The following is a 15,888-nucleotide window of genomic DNA, read 5'->3' as shown; positions in this document are numbered from 1 at the left end:
CACAGGTTGAATATTGCTTTTTTTGTTATGTTTAGCTGGTGAAGCTCATGTTCTTTCTGGGGCGACAACAACAAGGCGGGGGCAATCCCGTCGACAAAAAGCGGCACGCCCACGTGTCCAACATGGAGTAAGATATGAAATTGAAGACCCTATTGATGGGGGCTGTCGCATCGACTGCGTTTGCCCCTATGGCCTTTGCAGAAGCCCATGAGGGCGAGCGTGGCCGCGACGGCGAAGTCAAAATCATTTATTGGCAGGCGCCTTCGATCCTGAACCCCTATCTGTCGAGCGGCACGAAGGACGTCGAAGCGTCCTCGCTGATCCTCGAACCCCTTGGTCGCTATGACGAAACCGGCGCGCTGGTCCCCTATCTGGCGAACGAAATTCCGACGCTGGAAAACGGCGGCGTGAGCGAAGACCTCAAGACCATCACATGGAAGCTGAAAGATGGGCTGATGTGGTCCGACGGCACCCCCGTCACCGCCAATGACGTCAAATTCACCGCCGATTACTGCATGAACCCCGAAGGCGGCTGCGCACAGTTGGCCAAATTCGAAGGTGTCTCTTCGGTCGATGTGGTCGACGACCAGACGGTCAAGGTTACCTTCTCCGAGCCGATGCCGAACCCCTACGGCCCCTTCATGGGCGGCCAGTCCCCGATCATTCAGGCAGCGCAGTTTGCCGATTGTACTGGCGCCAAGGCGCCCGAGTGTACCGAAGCGAACTTTAACCCCATCGGCACCGGCCCCTTCACCGTCACTGAGTTCCGCCCGAACGACGTGATCACCATGGCCGCGAACGAAAACTACCGCGACCCGAGCAAGCCCGCCTTTGCCTCGCTGACCTTCAAAGGTGGCGGCGACGCGACAGCTGCGGGCCGTGCCGTGATGGAAACCGGCGAATTCGACTACGCTTGGAACCTGCAATTGGCCCCCGATGTCATCGCCAAGATGGCCGAAGGCGGCAAGGGCAAGCCGATGTCGGCTTTCGGCACGCTGGTTGAGCGTCTGGAACTGAACATGACAGACCCCTCCCCGGACCTGCCGGAAGGTGAGCGGGCCACAGCCAAGCACCCGCATCCGTTCCTCACCGATGAGAGCGTCCGCCGGGCACTGTCGATGGCGATTGACCGCGAACTGCTGGTCGAAGTCGGCTACGGCCAAGCGGGCCGCGCCACCTGTAACATGGTGCCCGCGCCAGAGCTTTACGCCTCCGACAACACCGACTGCCTGACCCAAGACATCGAAGGCGCCAAGGCGCTCTTGGACGAAGCGGGCTGGGTTGACAGCGATGGCGACGGCATCCGCGAAAAAGACGGCGTGAAGCTGGAAATCCTTTACCAGACCTCGACCAACGCCGTGCGTCAGGACTTCCAAGCGCTGATCAAGGATTGGTGGAGCCAGATCGGTGTTGAAACCGAATTGCGCAACATCGACGCTTCGGTCTTCTTTGGGGGCGACCCCGGTTCGACCGACACGTTCCAGCGTTTCTATGCAGACGTTGAAATGTACGCCAACAACTTCGATGGCACCGACCCGCAAAGCTATCTGGCTCAGCGGACCTGCGCCAAATTCCCAAGCCCGGAATCGCAGTGGCAGGGTGAGAACATCAACCGTTTCTGCGAAGAAGAGTATGACGCGATGGTGGCCGAGCTGGGCCGTACCGGCGAAATGGAAAAGCGTGGCGAACTGGCCAAAAAGCTGAACGACATGCTAACCAAAGACAGCTACTCGATCCTGCCGCTGGTTGACCGTGGTCGCGTTTCTGCTGCAGCCAACACCCTTGGTGGCGTTGTTCTGAACACATGGGACTCCGAGCTGTGGAATGCCGCCGATTGGTACCGCATGGAAGAGTGATCTAGGACGGAGGCGCGGCATGCTGCGCCTCCCTTCACCGACCTTTGGGGGTGTGCGCCATCCGCACGCCCCCTCTCGCCCCCACCCCCTCACAGACTGACCTACAAAGGCGACGCCCATGTTGACCTTCACCATCCGACGACTTCTTTTGTCGATCCCGACGCTTTTGTTTATCAGCCTGGTGATTTTCCTGCTGCTGCAACTCGCCCCCGGCGACCCGATGGCCCAAGTGCCGCTGACGGTCCCGCCCGAGGTGAAAGAGAAAATGCGCGAGGCGCTCGGCCTCGGCCAGCCGATCTATATCCAATATTGGAAGTGGCTCGTGCAGGTCTTTTGGATCGAGCCGCAGGTTTTCATCGACTATCTCACCAACCGTTCTGCCCTGTTTAGCTGGCTGCCCGACACCAACCTTTCGGACGGCAAGCTGCGCGTGATCTCTTGGCAGACCCGTTCGCCTGTGATGGACATCGTGATCCAGCGCATGCCGCAGACCCTCTGGGTTGTCGGTCTGGCCTATATCCTGGGCATCGTCATCGCCATTCCCATCGGCATCTATTCGGCCTACCGTCACTATTCGGTCTTCGATCAGGCCGGGACGTTCATCACCATGATCGGCTTCTCGATCCCGCCCTTCTTTACCGGGCCTCTGCTGATCGTGATCTTCTCGGTCTCGCTGGGGTGGCTGCCGTCGATCTATGACACGACGCATGTCGTGAATGACTGGGCCAGCTTCAAAGTGCAGTTCATGCAGATGATCATGCCCGTCATGGTGCTGGCGCTGCAAACCACGGCGCAGATCAGCCGCTACATGCGCGGTGCCATGCTCGACAACCTCAACCAAGACTACGTGCGCACCGCTCGCGCCAAGGGGCTGAAGGAAAGCGTCGTCGTCATGGTCCATGTGCTGCGCAACTCGATGATCCCGGTGGTCACCATCATCGCGCTTGGCATGCCCGCCATCTTTGGCGGCGCCATCATCACCGAGAACGTATTTAAGGTGAATGGCATCGGCCAGCTTCTGTTGACCGCGCTGCGCGCCAACGATTTGCCCATGGTGATGACCCTGACCTTTATCTTTGCGGTGTTGATCGTGCTGTTCAACCTGATCGCAGATATCCTCTACGGCCTGCTTGACCCAAGGATCCGTTATGACTGAGCAACCCATTCCCGCCAGCCCGGTCGAAGCCGACCTCGAATTCATGAAAGCCCTGCAAGACAAGGGCCCGCAGAAGCCCCCGCGCAGCCAATGGCGCGATGTCTGGGACCAGTTCCGCAAGCACAAGGGCGCGCTTTTCGGCGGCGGTTTCCTGATCTTCATCACGCTCGCGGTGATCTTTGGCCCCTATCTGTGGGACATCGACGCCAAGAAGCTCGACATTCGCAACAAGAATTGGCGGCCGATCTATACGCTGCTGTGGGACGGCGATGCCAAGGCGGGGTGGAGCCATCCCTTCGGCACCGATCAATTGGGCCGCGACATCCTTGCGCAGATGCTTTTTGGCGGGCGCGTCTCGATGGCCGTGGGCTGGATGGCCATGGCGCTGGCGCTGATCATCGGCACGGCCGTCGGCGTGCTTTCGGGCTTTTTCAAGCGGATGGACTTCTGGCTCATGCGTTTCACCGATCTGATCCTCAGCCTGCCGATCCTGCCGCTGGTGCTTCTGGCGGTGACACTCTTCGGGCAACCGCTGCGCTCGCAGTTTGGGCCTGAGGGGGCATGTTCATCCTCATCGTCTCGGTCATCAGCCTGACCTCTTGGATGCAGACGGCGCGGATCGTGCGGGGCGATATTCTGGCGCTGAAGGAACGTGAGTTCATCCTTGCCGCCCGCTCTATCGGCACCACGCCGGGCAAGATCATCCGCCGTCACCTGCTGCCTAACGTGATCTCGCCCATCATGGTCTCGGCCACCCTTGGCCTTGCCACGGCGATCATCACCGAAAGCGCGCTGAGCTTTCTGGGCGTCGGCTTTCCGTCGGACTTCCCCACATGGGGCAAGCAACTGGCCGACGCAGTGGACCGCATGCAGGAGTTTCCCGAGCGCGTGATGCTGCCCGGCATCGCCATCTCGCTGACCGTGCTGGCGGTGAACTACCTTGGCGATGGTCTGCGCGACGCGCTTGATCCGCGCATTCGCGGACGCTGAGCCAAATAAGGACCGACCGGCCCCCGCCCATCGCGACGGGGGCCGGTTGTTTCGCGGCCCCTGACGCAGGGTGAACAGCGTCGCCCATTTCTCCATCAAAACAGAAATAATTTCGCTGACGCCGGAGGCCCCCACGTCAGCTTTCGCTTGATTGTGACCCCCAGCCCCTCCAAATGGGAAATAATTCCGTTTTCGAGGGTTTTCGCGATGTTTGAGTCTTTCGGCTTTGAAGAGACGACAGCAAAAGAGGCGTCCGTTCTGCTGGCGGCGCTCATCGGGCTGGCGTTTGGCGTCTTGGCACAGCGCACGCGCTTTTGCTTTCGCCGCAGCCTCGTGGGCGAAGACCGGCGTCAAGCGCTCGGGGTCTGGCTCACCGCGCTGGCGCTGGCGGTGATCGGCACGCAGGCCGCCGTGGCCGCGGGTTGGATCAGTTTCGACGCGCATCGCTTTATGACCAGTGACGTGCCGTTTCTGGCGATTGGCATCGGCGGGCTGCTGTTCGGCGCGGGCATGGTGCTTACGCGCGGCTGCATCTCACGCCTCACGGTGCTGACAGGCGGCGGCAACCTGCGCGGGGCGCTGGTGGTGCTGGTCTTTGCCGTGGTGGCCCATGCCACACTCAAAGGGGTTCTGGCCCCGCTGCGCGTGGCGCTTGGGTCCGTGACCGTCGACATGGGCGACAGCGTGAGCCTTGCTGCCCTGCCCGGCGGTGCGCTGGTTTGGGGCGGTCTGATCGCCGTGGCGGCGCTTGCCTATGCGCTGCGCTCGGGCAACCGTCCGGGGCAACTGGTAATGGCCGGTTTGATCGGGCTTTTGGTGCCTGCCGCATGGGTCGGCACCGGGTATATCCTGCTGGATGAATTCGACCCGATCGCGATGGAGAGCCTTAGCTTCACCTCGCCCTCTGCCGATACTCTGTTCTGGACCATCGCCAGCAGTTCGATCCCCGCGGGCTTTGGCACCGGGCTTTTGGGCGGCGTGTTTGTCGGCGCGCTGGTCGCCAGCCTGATCGCACGAGAGTTTCAGTGGCAGAGCTTTGACGCCCCGCGCCAAACCGGACGCTACCTGACCGGGGCGGCCATGATGGGCGTGGGCGGTGTGCTGGCCGGGGGCTGCACCTTGGGCGCGGGCCTTTCGGGTGTCCCCACGCTTTCCGTCGCGGCCATCGAGGCCATCGTGATGATCGCACTGGGCGCGCTTGCCATGCAGGCGTTGCTCAGCCGATCTTCCGCCGCAGGTGGCGCAGCGTCCACCACACGCCAAGCACAACCGGCACGGTGACCACGGCGGTCAGCAGCCCCTTGCTGACCGCCAGCGGCTCTGCCAGCGGGTAGAGCAGATAGCTGACCAGTGAAACCGCGTAGTAGCTGATCGCCACCACAGACAGCCCCTCGACCGTATGCTGTAGCCGCAATTGCAGGTCGGCGCGGCGGTCCATGCTGGCAAGGATCGCTTGGTTCTGGGCCGAGCGTTCCACATCCACCCGCGTGCGCAGAAGGTCCGCGGCCCTCAGCGCGCGGGCTGCGATGGTCTGCAGCCGCGTCTCGGTAGATTTGACCGTGCGCATAGCGGGCGCATAGCGGCGCATCATGAATTCCCCAAACCCCTGCCGCCCCATGAAACGCGCCTCGCGCAGGGCCGAGATACGTTCATAGACGATGGCCTCATAGGCGCCCGTGGCGGCGAAGCGATAGGCGGTCTCCGCCGTCAGCGCCTCTAGCGCGACCGAAACATCCAGCAGCGCATGCAGCGTCTCTTCTGCCGCCGTGCCCGCCCCGCTGCGCATCGCCCCCATGAGGGTCGACAACTGACCATCCAGATCATTCAAGGCCGCCGCCATGTCGCGCGCCTGCATGAAGCCCAGCATCGACATCGCCTTATAGGTCTCAATCTCGCACAGCCGCTGAACGATCCGCCCAATCCGCCGCTGCCCGGTCGCCGCGTCGGTAAAGAGTGCCAGCCGCAGATGGCCAGCGGGATCAATCCGAAAATCGCTGGCAACCACCGCTGCCCCGTCGAGCACCTCTGCCACGGCGAGGCTCTCGGGCACGAACCAGTCTTGCAGGTGACCCGCGATCTCTTCGTCCTCATCTGGCTTCGGCAGGACCGCAAGCAAGGCCGAGGTGATCCGCTCCCCTTCTATGTCGGCCAGCCAATCATCGGGAAAGGCGGCGAAATCCGCAGCGGCGAAAGGCAGGCTTCGGCCAGTGGGGGCGATCACCGTATAGGTAACGAATTCGGTATGCTGCTCCCATTTCAGCGTGAAGCGGCCCATTTCCCCATAGTAGTGCGTGGCCGAAGCATCGGCGCGCGGCGCGCCGTAATGGGCCAGCAGCGCGTTCAACTCAGCCTGCGGTGCGGCATCCGGCGACGGTTTCACCGCAAGAAAGGCGACCCGCGAGGGCGCGGCGAGCTGCGGAAACGGGCGTGCGTGCATTTCGCCGGTGAGGGCAAGGCGCTGCGGGTGGTCTTTGATCGGGGCCATGAGGGGTTCCGCTGCTGGAGAGAGTTTCTTCCTCCAAGAATAGCGCTATCGCCGCCGATGAACAGAAGAAAAATACGCCTTTTCAGATACTTACTGCATACCGACGTATACCGCCCCTAGAAACGGCAAACGCCCCACCGTTTCCGGCGGGGCGTTTAAGATGTATAGGTCGGGAATTTTTAAAAATTCCCGGTCGTTCTCTTTTAAAGAAAACGATTAGTCGATCAGCGGCAGCAGCTTGTCGAGGCTGGCCTTCGCGTCACCGTAGAACATGCGCGTGTTCTCTTTGAAGAACAGCGGGTTCTCGATGCCCGAATACCCGGTGCCCTGCCCGCGCTTGGAGACGAAGACGGTTTTCGCCTTCCAGCATTCCAGCACCGGCATGCCAGCGATGGGGCTGTTGGGGTCGTCTTGCGCCGCGGGGTTCACGATGTCGTTGGAGCCAATGACGATCGCGACGTCGGTCTCGGGGAAATCGTCGTTGATCTCGTCCATCTCCATCACAATGTCATAGGGCACTTTGGCCTCGGCCAGCAGCACGTTCATGTGACCGGGCAGACGGCCCGCCACCGGGTGGATGGCAAAGCGGACGTTCTTGCCACGGGCGCGCAGCTTCTTAACCAGATCGCTGACCGCGCCTTGAGCTTGAGCCACCGCCATGCCGTAGCCGGGGATGATGATGACGCTGTCGGCCTCGTTGAGCGCCTGTGCGACACCGTCGGCCTCAATCGCCACCTGCTCGCCTTCGACCTCCATCGCCGGCCCAGATGTCCCGCCAAAGCCGCCCAATATCACGCTGACGAACGAACGGTTCATCGCTTTACACATGATGTAGCTCAGGATCGCACCCGAAGAACCGACCAAGGCGCCAACCACGATCAACAGATCGTTGCCAAGCGAGAAGCCAATCGCCGCCGCGGCCCAGCCGGAGTAGCTGTTCAGCATCGACACAACCACCGGCATGTCAGCACCACCGATGCCCATGATCAGGTGATACCCGATAAAGAGCGCCGCCAGCGTCATGATGAACAGCGGCAAGAAGCCCCCGGTGTTGAAGTACCAGATCAGGCAGATCAGCGAGAGCGCTGCCGCACCGGCGTTGAGCATGTGACCACCCGGCAGTTTCGTCGCTGCCGAGCTGACGCGGCCCGCCAGTTTGCCATAGGCGATGACAGAGCCGGTAAAGGTCACGGCACCAATGAAGATGCCGAGCACCAGTTCGACCCGCAGGATCGCGATCTCGACACTGTCCTTCTTGGCCAGCAGCGCCGCGAAACCTTCGGTGGAGGCGCGCGCCACCTCGTCCATCGCCATTACGTTGCCCAGTTCGATATGGGCGTTATAGCCCACGAAGACCGCCGCGAGGCCCACAAGGCTGTGCATCGCCGCGACCAGTTCCGGCATCTGCGTCATCTGCACGCGGGTGGCCAATTGGTAGCCGATCGCGCCACCGGCGGCGATCAGGATCAGCGAGAGGAGCCAGAACCCCGCCCCCGGCCCGATCAGCGTGGCGACAACCGCCAGCGCCATGCCGGCGATACCGTACCATACCGCGCGTTTCGCGCTTTCCTGCCCCGACAGACCGCCGAGCGACAGGATGAAGAGAACCGCTGCGACCACATAGGCCGCTGTCGTAAATCCGTATTCCATGATGCTCGCTCCTTCAGGATTTCTGGAACATGGCGAGCATGCGCCGTGTCACGAGGAAGCCGCCGAAAATGTTGATCCCACACATGAAGACCGACAAGGCAGCAAGAAGGATCACCAGCCACGAGCCAGAGCCGATCTGCATCAGCGCGCCCAGAATGATGATCGAGGAGATCGCGTTGGTCACCGCCATCAGTGGCGTGTGCAGGCTGTGCGCCACGCCCCAGATGACTTGGAAACCGACAAAGACCGCCAGAACGAAGACGATGAAGTGCTGCATGAAGCTGGCGGGTGCGACGAGGCCGACACCGAGCAGCAGCGCCGCGCCTACGGCCAAGAGCGTGACTTGGTTCTTGGTCTGCGCTTTGAAAGCAGCCAATTCGTCAGCCCGTTTCTCTTCCGGGGTCTTTTCTTTAACCTTTTCCTTCTTCGGCGCGGCCGCGATGGCTGCGACCTTGGGCGGTGGCGGTGGGAAGGTCACTTCTTTTTCGTGGGTGATGGTCGCGCCCCGGATCACGTCATCTTCCATATCGTGGTTGATGACACCGTCTTTCTCGGGCGTCAGATCCGTCATCAGGTGGCGGATGTTGGTGGCGTAAAGTGTCGAAGCCTGCGTCGCCATGCGCGAGGGGAAATCGGTATAACCGATGATCGTGACACCGTTGTCGGTGACGATCTTCTCGTCCATCTTGGTGAGCTTGCAGTTGCCGCCCTTCTCTGCCGCGAGATCGACGATCACGGAGCCGGGCTTCATCGCCTGCACCATGTCCTCGGTCCAAAGCTCGGGTGCTTCGCGGTTGGGGATCAGCGCCGTGGTGATGACGATGTCCACATCAGGCGCCAATTCGCGGAACTTGGCCAATTGCGCTTCGCGGAATTCGGGCGAGGAAACAGAGGCATAACCGCCCGAAGCCGACCCATCGGCCTGTTCTTCTTCAAAGTCGAGATAGACAAACTCAGCGCCCATCGATCGACCTGTTCGGCCACTTCGGGGCGCACGTCGAAAGCGAGCGTGATGGCACCCAGCGAGGTCGATGTGCCGATGGCGGCAAGACCCGCAACACCCGCGCCGACGACCAGCACCTTGGCCGGGGGCACCTTGCCCGCCGCCGTGATCTGACCGGTGAAGAAACGGCCAAAGTTGTTGCCCGCCTCAATGACTGCACGGTAGCCCGCGATATTGGCCATGGAAGACAGCGCGTCCATCTTCTGGGCACGGCTGATGCGCGGCACCATGTCCATCGCCATGACGGTCGCGCCTTTGGCGGCGGCGGCCTCCATCAGATCTTTGTTGCCCGCAGGGTTGAACATGGAAATGAGCGTCTGGCCCGCGCGCAGGCGCTTAACCTCGGCGTCAGACGGCGGGCGCACCTTGGCAACCACATCGGCGGCCTTGTAGAGAGCAGCGGCGGTGTTCACCACCTCGACGCCTGCGCCCTCATATGCGGCATCGTCAAAGCCCGCAGCCGCACCGGCGCCGGTTTCGATGACGCATGTATGCCCAAGCTTTTGCAGTTGCAGCGCGCTGTCCGGCGTCATTGCGACCCGGTTCTCGCCCTCAAATATTTCCTTTGGTGTCCCGATCTTCAAACCAAGAGTCCCCCTTTGCTGGCCCGTCACGCCGCTTTGGCGCAACTTTGTTAGTCAGAGCGATAGCGCGCGCGCAGCAATAGTACAAGCAAACCGCTACGTGAAACGGAGCAAAATTGCTGCGCTGCGACACCGAGAGAACGGTTTGCTGTTTTCGGAGCGGAGATAGAACAGCCGTTCTACACCGCGCCAATGGCATGGCCCGAAGGCCATACCAAATCGCCGACCCAATGCGTGGGTATCAGAGACCGGGGATCAGCCGGGCCAACCCGCGCTGGTCAAAGGTGGTCCCACGATCTGCACCAAAGGCGATCTCGCCGCCCAAACCGACGAAGGGTTCAGAGACGTTCACGCCGCCCGCTTCGGCCTTGGCCGAGCCGACCTCAAGGAACAGGTTGGTGTTAACCGATACGTCGCGGTCAAGACGGATTGCGAACCGGGACAGATCGCCGGTGTCATCGTCGGCCATGTCATAAGAGCCTGTCAGGCCAAAGCCCTCCTGCATCTCATAGCGGGCTTTGATACCGCCAAGCGTGGCATCGCCCAGATCCGTGGCGACATTGGCGATATAGCCCTCGAACTCCCATTCGCGGACTTCATAGCCAGCCTCGATCCCAAAGATATCGGCCTCATCGCCTTCGACGTCTTCAAAGGTGTAGAAAGCGCCGAAAGAGGTCGCGTCGTTCAGGTGATAGATGCCGTGCAGACCCAGCAGCGTGCTGTCGATATCGGTAAAGCCAAAATCATGATAGGCGGCATCGATTTGCAGGCTGAAATCGCGGTTGAACCCCAGTTCCATCGCGCCTTCGAGACCCCAGTGGTTAAAATCGGTGTCTTCGGCGAAGGCCGAATAAGACAGCCCGACCGACCCGCCGGTGACTTCGACGGCGCCTGCCGTTGTCGCGCCCAATGCAAAGGACGCGGCCAGCGCCAGTGAGGAAATTTGCGAAAAATTCATGATACTGCTCCAATACAAAACAAGGCCCTGTGATCAGGTTACCTGCTGCAACCTGTGAGGGAATGTTCGCGCGGCTGCAAGGGTGGCTGTGCCCGCCCCAGATAATTGTGTCTGCGCCGCCACTACCCTGCGCCCCTCGCCTGTGCTGCCCCTCAAATAACGCCCCATCATCCGAAGCTGCCTCTTGTCCTGCCGCCGCCAGCGCGCCACCCTGCCCGCAAATGGGAGGCATTATGACATTGCAAGACAAACACGCATTCATCACCGGCGGAGGCACCGGCATCGGGCTCGCCATCGCGCAGGATCTGGCGGCCAAGGGGGCGCGGGTCACCATCACCGGGCGGCGGCAGGAGGTGCTTGACGCAGTGTCGGGCAATGGCATCACCGGCATGGCGATGGATGTCCGCGACGAGGCGCAGGTCATCGACACGATCGCCCGCGCGGTAGAGGCCAACGGGCCGGTGCAAATCTGCGTGGCAAACGCAGGCGTGGCCGAGGGGCGATCGCTGCATAAAACCGACCTCGATTTCTGGCGCGACATGATGGCGACCAATCTCGATGGCGCCTTTCTCACCATCCGCGAGAGCCTGAAATCCATGCGCCAGACCGATTGGGGCCGGGTGATCGCGGTGTCCTCCATGGCGGGGCTGCGCGGGCTGCCGGGGGCGGCCTGCTACTCGGCCTCGAAACACGGGATGATCGGGCTGATCCGCTCGCTTAGTGAGGATTACATGGGCCAGCCCTTTACCTTCAACGCCCTCTGCCCCGGCTATGTCGATACCGAGATCATCGCGCGCAATACTCAAGCGATCTCCAACCGCGCCGGGCTGTCCGAGGAAAAGGCACGTGATGTCATGGTCAACGCCAACCGCCACAAACGCCTGATCGCCCCGTCTGAAGTGGCGGCGGCAGCGGCTTGGCTGGTTGGCGAAGGCTCGGAAAGCGTCAACGGCCAGTCGATCGAGATTGCGGGCGGGCAGATGTAGCAGCGTTAAGGGGAGTTTAACCAAGCTGCGCCAAACATGGGGCCATGAGAGACCGCGTTTCACCCTATGGCCCGAATTGCTATTTCTTTACCCTGCGTCTGGCGAAGCGGGACGATGATGCGCTGTTGCGGCATATCACGGCCCTGCGCCAAGCGATGCGCGAGACTTTGGCGCGCAGGCCGTTCCGGATTGATGCCATCGCGGTCCTACCGGATGTGATCCACACGGTTTGGACCCTGCCCCCGAATGATAATGACTACGGCAACCGCATCGGCATGTGGAAGGGGCGCTTTTCCAGACACCTCCCCCAGCCCCACATCGCAGCCTGCAGCAGATCAAACGGAGGGAGAAGGGGATATGGCAGCGGCGTTTTTGGGAGCATCGGATACGCGATCACGCGGATTTCGAGCGGCACTGCGATCTGGTGCACCTCAGCCCGGTGCATGCAGGATATTGTCAGCGACCAGAGGGGTGGCCCTACAGTTCCTATTCCCGCGCCTTTTCTCGTGAGGTCCCGCCGCAGGATCGGAGGGCGGACCATCCGGCGGAGGAGGCGGTCTTGGACGATGATGTAACGCCGCTCAGTCACATGATGACACCCGCGCCCCCGAACCGCCTGCACAGTTGACTTGCTTGGCGGCAGATCACAGTGGCAGCCGGTATCGTGGCCCCATCTTTCATGGCCCGTTTTCGACAGGGGGTTGCGGTCGTCTCGTCATGCGGCACTGCGCGCGGCATCCCCGCAAGAGAGGTATCAACCCGACAGCGCCCGCAATATGCGCGGCCCGCGCTCATTCAGTGAGGGCCGCGCGCGCCCCGTGAGACCCGCGCGGTCAGCCGCCCAGTTCTATTGCGCGGCAGTCATCACCGGCAGGGCCGAGCCATCCGCGGCCCAAGCCCGCACCGCGGCACCGAAATGTTCAAACAACGGGCGCGAGACCGGGTCACTGGCCGCGTTCCACTCAGGATGCCATTGCACCGCGAGGGTAAAGCCCGGCGCGTCTTTGATGTAGATCGCCTCGGGCGTGCCGTCGTCCGCGTGGCCGTCGATCACCACGCGCGGGCCGGGTTCCTTGATCCCCTGCCCGTGCAGCGTGTTGGTCAGCACCTTCGATGCCCCCATCACGTGATGGAAAACACCGCCTTCGGTAAAGCTCACATCATGGCGCAGCTCGAATTTCTCTTCCATGGTGCCATCGGGGGCATCCGGTGGTTCATCCGCCCGGGCAGCTCGCGATCTCAGGGTAGAGCGACCCGCCCATCGCCACGTTCACCTCTTGAAAGCCGCGGCACAGCCCGAGGAACGGTTGGCCGCGCGCCACACAGGCGCGCACCAGCGCCAGCGCCACGGCATCGCGGGCGCGGTCAAAAGCACCATGGGCCTCTGTCTCGGGTTCACCGTATTCTTCGGGATGCACATTGGGGCGCCCGCCGGTCAGCAAAAAGCCGTCGCAGACCTCCAGCAATTCCTCGACCGAGACAAAGCGCGGATCGCTCGGCACGATCAGCGGCAGGCAGCCCGACACCTCGGCAATCGCTTCGGTGTTCATCTGCCCGCCCGCGTGGACGGGGTATTGATCGTTCAGCAGGTAGGAATTGCCAATGATACCAACGACGGGTCGGGCCATGAGTTACCTCTTTTTCACCATGGCCCGAACATAGGCGCTTCGCGCCGCGGCCTCAACCTCGGCTCTGCGCCTTCAACTCCAAACGCCGCGCGTGCAGCACCGGTTCGGTATAGCCCGAGGGCTGTTCGCGCCCCTTCAGCACCAGATCGCAAGCGGCCTGAAAGGCCACCCCGTCAAAGCCGGGCGCCATGGGACGATAGCTGGGATCGCCCTCGTTTTGACGGTCCACCACGGCTGCCATTTTTTTAAGCGCAGCCTCGGCTTCTTCGCGGCTGATGACGCCGTGATGCAGCCAATTCGCCAGCGCTTGGGCCGAGATGCGGCAGGTGGCGCGGTCTTCCATCAGGCCCACGTCGTTGATGTCGGGCACTTTGGAGCAGCCGACCCCTTGATCAATCCAGCGGACGACATACCCCAAAATACCCTGCGCATTGTTCTCAATCTCGCGGGTGATTTCTTCGGTGCTGAGGTTGCGGCCTTCCAGCACCGGGATGGTCAACAGCGCGTCGAGCGTGCCGCGCGCGCCGCCCGCTTTGATCTCTTCTTGCCGCGCCAACACGTTAACCTTGTGGTAATGTGTGGCATGTAGCGTGGCCGCCGTGGGCGATGGCACCCATGCGCAATTCGCACCGGATTGGGGGTGGCCGATCTTGGCCTCCAGCATCTCGGCCATGCGGTCGGGCATGGCCCACATGCCCTTGCCGATCTGCGCCCGCCCCTGCAATCCGCAGGCCAGGCCTATGTCGACGTTGCGGTCTTCGTAGGCAGCGATCCAAGCGCTGTTCTTCATCTCGCCCTTGGGCACCATCGGCCCGGCTTCCATGCTGGTGTGGATTTCGTCCCCTGTGCGGTCAAGAAAACCGGTGTTGATAAAGGCCACACGATGTTTCGCGGCCCGGATACATTCCGCGAGGTTCGCGCTAGTGCGGCGCTCTTCGTCCATGATGCCCAGCTTCACGGTATATTGCGGCAGGCCGAGCGTCTTTTCCACATGGGTGAAAATCTCATCGGCAAAGGCCACTTCCTCGGGTCCATGCATCTTGGGTTTCACCACATAGACGCTGCCGGTGACCGAATTGCCGCCTTCGCGCTTAAGGTCGTGGATCGCGATCAATGTGGTGATCATGGCATCCATCAGCCCTTCGCCGATCTCATGCCCCGCGCGGTCGAGCACGGCGGGATTGGTCATCAGATGTCCGACATTGCGAACCAGCATCAAAGAGCGGCCCTTCAGCGTCACTTCACCGCCATCCGGCGCGGTAAAGCTCCGATCATCGGCCATGCGGCGGGTGACGGTCTGGCCACCCTTTTCAAAGGTTTCTGCAAGATCGCCCTTCATCAGCCCCAGCCAGTTGCCATAGGCCAGCACCTTGTCCTCGGCGTCCACCGCCGCGACGCTGTCTTCGCAGTCCATGATGGTCGACAGCGCGGATTCGATGACCACATCGGCGACGCTGGCGGGATCGTCTTTGCCAATCGCATGGTCCGGGTCGATCTTGATCTCAATATGCAGCCCGTTGTTGCGCAAGAGGATCGCATCTGGCGCTTCTGCCGCGCCCCGGTAGCCTGCAAACTGCGCCGGATCGGCCAAACCGCAGGGGGCCGCATCCTGAGACATCACACCTTCGAGATGCCCGTCCACAACGCGGTAGCCCGCCAAATCTGCGTGGCTGCCCGCAGAGAGCGGCACCGCGTCATCCAAGAAAGCTTTTGCCTGCGACACCACCCGCGCACCACGGTCGGCGTCATACCCCTTGCCCATCGGCAAATCACCCAGCGCATCGGTGCCGTAGAACGCATCATAAAGGCTCCCCCAGCGCGCATTGGCGGCGTTGAGCGCGAAACGAGCATTGGTGATTGGCACCACAAGCTGCGGCCCGGGCACCTGCGCGATCTCGGGGTCGACGTTCTGCGTTTCGATCTGAAAATCTGGCCCTTCGGGCAAGAGGTAACCAATCTCGCGCAGGAATGCGGTATAGCTTTCCGCGTCGTGCGGCTGACCCGCGCGGGTGCGGTGCCAGTCGTCGATTTTGGCCTGAAGCTCGGCACGTTTCTCGAGCAGCGCGCGGTTCTTCGGCCCCAGATCATGCACGAGGTCCGACAGGCCCGCCCAAAAAACATCCGCTTCTACATCGGTGCCCGGCAGGGCCGATCCCTCAATGAACTCAACCAGTTCGGGGCCTACCTGCAAACCGTTTTTGTCAATTCTACCCGTCATTCTCTGCCCTCTCCCGCGCTGAATACCTTTGCGAAATGTCTAGCAGAAAGGCAAAGCGGCGCAAGCGCGTGAAGGACGGCGAGGCACGGCGTTATTTTACCGTCGGTTCTGGGGTGGCGATCACAGGCTCGGCGTCCGCCGGGCCGTCCACGGGCTGCACCTCTCCTTCTGGCGAGGGGTCGGTGGCCTGCAACACCGCGTAAACGATGCCAGCGATCATCAATAGCGCGCCCGCGATGATAGCGGTTTTGATACCGATCAAAGCGGGGCGATGACGTTTCTTCTGCGTTTCGGTATCGTTGTCGGGGGCGGACATGGATACACCTCATTGCTCGAAGTTGGGGCGGCTCGGCTTGCAGGCCGCCTTCTAGAGA

At 61.8% G+C, this 15,888-nt stretch carries 10 protein-coding genes and 3 pseudogenes; 6 read left to right on the top strand and 7 right to left on the bottom strand.

What is annotated here, in order from left to right; genetic code table 11:
• Positions 1-134: 134 nt before the first annotated feature.
• The 4 genes and pseudogenes from ACFQAU_RS13700 to ACFQAU_RS13685 all read left to right on the top strand — a co-directional run bounded on the left by ACFQAU_RS13700 (position 135) and on the right by ACFQAU_RS13685 (position 5,283).
• A complete protein-coding gene (locus ACFQAU_RS13700; protein ID WP_120351349.1) occupies positions 135-1,856 on the top strand; it encodes a peptide ABC transporter substrate-binding protein in 1,722 nt (573 codons plus the stop codon).
• Positions 1,857-1,974: 118 nt separating this feature from the next.
• The gene (locus ACFQAU_RS13695; RefSeq protein WP_132444492.1) at positions 1,975-3,012 is read left to right on the top strand and encodes an ABC transporter permease; all 1,038 of its coding nucleotides are present in this window, start codon (positions 1,975-1,977) and stop codon (positions 3,010-3,012) included.
• Positions 3,005-4,002, top strand: a pseudogene (locus tag ACFQAU_RS13690) (ABC transporter permease). The gene ACFQAU_RS13695 and the pseudogene ACFQAU_RS13690 overlap by 8 nt, the downstream one beginning before the upstream one ends.
• A gap of 207 nt (positions 4,003-4,209) precedes the next feature.
• Positions 4,210-5,283 (top strand): YeeE/YedE family protein, encoded by a 1,074-nt coding sequence (locus tag ACFQAU_RS13685; protein WP_120351351.1) that lies wholly within the window; start codon positions 4,210-4,212, stop codon positions 5,281-5,283.
• Here the strand turns inward: ACFQAU_RS13685 and ACFQAU_RS13680 are convergent.
• The 4 genes and pseudogenes from ACFQAU_RS13680 to ACFQAU_RS13665 form a co-directional block, all read right to left on the bottom strand.
• Positions 5,219-6,487: a DUF3422 family protein gene (locus ACFQAU_RS13680; protein ID WP_132444491.1), complete on the bottom strand. Its 1,269-nt coding sequence runs from the start codon at positions 6,485-6,487 to the stop codon at positions 5,219-5,221. The genes ACFQAU_RS13685 and ACFQAU_RS13680 overlap by 65 nt on opposite strands.
• A gap of 216 nt (positions 6,488-6,703) precedes the next feature.
• Positions 6,704-8,137 carry an NAD(P)(+) transhydrogenase (Re/Si-specific) subunit beta gene (locus tag ACFQAU_RS13675; RefSeq protein ID WP_120351353.1) on the bottom strand — a complete coding sequence of 478 codons (1,434 nt, stop codon included), beginning with the start codon at positions 8,135-8,137 and terminating at the stop codon, positions 6,704-6,706.
• A gap of 13 nt (positions 8,138-8,150) precedes the next feature.
• Positions 8,151-9,724, bottom strand: a pseudogene (locus tag ACFQAU_RS13670) (Re/Si-specific NAD(P)(+) transhydrogenase subunit alpha).
• A gap of 241 nt (positions 9,725-9,965) precedes the next feature.
• Positions 9,966-10,682 (bottom strand): hypothetical protein, encoded by a 717-nt coding sequence (locus ACFQAU_RS13665; RefSeq protein ID WP_132444489.1) that lies wholly within the window; start codon positions 10,680-10,682, stop codon positions 9,966-9,968.
• Positions 10,683-10,915: 233 nt separating this feature from the next.
• On the opposite strand from ACFQAU_RS13665, the gene ACFQAU_RS13660 reads away from it, so the two are divergent.
• Positions 10,916-11,668: an SDR family NAD(P)-dependent oxidoreductase gene (locus ACFQAU_RS13660; RefSeq protein WP_132444488.1), complete on the top strand. Its 753-nt coding sequence runs from the start codon at positions 10,916-10,918 to the stop codon at positions 11,666-11,668.
• Positions 11,669-11,712: 44 nt separating this feature from the next.
• On the top strand, positions 11,713-12,243 hold the full coding sequence (locus tag ACFQAU_RS13655; protein ID WP_386282896.1) for a transposase: 531 nt from the start codon (positions 11,713-11,715) through the stop codon (positions 12,241-12,243).
• 272 nt (positions 12,244-12,515) lie between these two features.
• Here the strand turns inward: ACFQAU_RS13655 and ACFQAU_RS13650 are convergent.
• The 3 genes and pseudogenes from ACFQAU_RS13650 to ACFQAU_RS13640 all read right to left on the bottom strand — a co-directional run bounded on the left by ACFQAU_RS13650 (position 12,516) and on the right by ACFQAU_RS13640 (position 15,830).
• A pseudogene (locus tag ACFQAU_RS13650) lies at positions 12,516-13,296 on the bottom strand (gamma-glutamyl-gamma-aminobutyrate hydrolase family protein).
• Positions 13,297-13,348: 52 nt separating this feature from the next.
• Complete coding sequence (locus tag ACFQAU_RS13645) at positions 13,349-15,514, bottom strand: malate synthase G (RefSeq protein WP_132444487.1); 2,166 nt, start codon at positions 15,512-15,514, stop codon at positions 13,349-13,351.
• 91 nt (positions 15,515-15,605) lie between these two features.
• Positions 15,606-15,830 carry a hypothetical protein gene (locus ACFQAU_RS13640; protein WP_067938439.1) on the bottom strand — a complete coding sequence of 75 codons (225 nt, stop codon included), beginning with the start codon at positions 15,828-15,830 and terminating at the stop codon, positions 15,606-15,608.
• Positions 15,831-15,888 lie beyond the last annotated feature (58 nt).

It is taken from the genome of Sulfitobacter profundi, from assembly GCF_042661425.1.
Lineage (GTDB): Bacteria > Pseudomonadota > Alphaproteobacteria > Rhodobacterales > Rhodobacteraceae > Sulfitobacter > Sulfitobacter profundi.
This window is presented reverse-complemented; position numbering and strand designations above follow the sequence as displayed.

What these genes read in the sequence shown, in the direction of transcription:
- ACFQAU_RS13680 (WP_132444491.1), bottom strand. Translation starts at nt 6,487, where the DNA reads ATGGCCCCGATCAAAGACCACCCGCAGCGCCTTGCCCTCACCGGCGAA.
- ACFQAU_RS13700 (WP_120351349.1), top strand. Translation starts at nt 135, where the DNA reads ATGAAATTGAAGACCCTATTGATGGGGGCTGTCGCATCGACTGCGTTT.
- ACFQAU_RS13665 (WP_132444489.1), bottom strand. Translation starts at nt 10,682, where the DNA reads ATGAATTTTTCGCAAATTTCCTCACTGGCGCTGGCCGCGTCCTTTGCA.
- ACFQAU_RS13685 (WP_120351351.1), top strand. Translation starts at nt 4,210, where the DNA reads ATGTTTGAGTCTTTCGGCTTTGAAGAGACGACAGCAAAAGAGGCGTCC.
- ACFQAU_RS13660 (WP_132444488.1), top strand. Translation starts at nt 10,916, where the DNA reads ATGACATTGCAAGACAAACACGCATTCATCACCGGCGGAGGCACCGGC.
- ACFQAU_RS13640 (WP_067938439.1), bottom strand. Translation starts at nt 15,830, where the DNA reads ATGTCCGCCCCCGACAACGATACCGAAACGCAGAAGAAACGTCATCGC.
- ACFQAU_RS13695 (WP_132444492.1), top strand. Translation starts at nt 1,975, where the DNA reads ATGTTGACCTTCACCATCCGACGACTTCTTTTGTCGATCCCGACGCTT.
- ACFQAU_RS13645 (WP_132444487.1), bottom strand. Translation starts at nt 15,514, where the DNA reads ATGACGGGTAGAATTGACAAAAACGGTTTGCAGGTAGGCCCCGAACTG.
- ACFQAU_RS13655 (WP_386282896.1), top strand. Translation starts at nt 11,713, where the DNA reads ATGAGAGACCGCGTTTCACCCTATGGCCCGAATTGCTATTTCTTTACC.
- ACFQAU_RS13675 (WP_120351353.1), bottom strand. Translation starts at nt 8,137, where the DNA reads ATGGAATACGGATTTACGACAGCGGCCTATGTGGTCGCAGCGGTTCTC.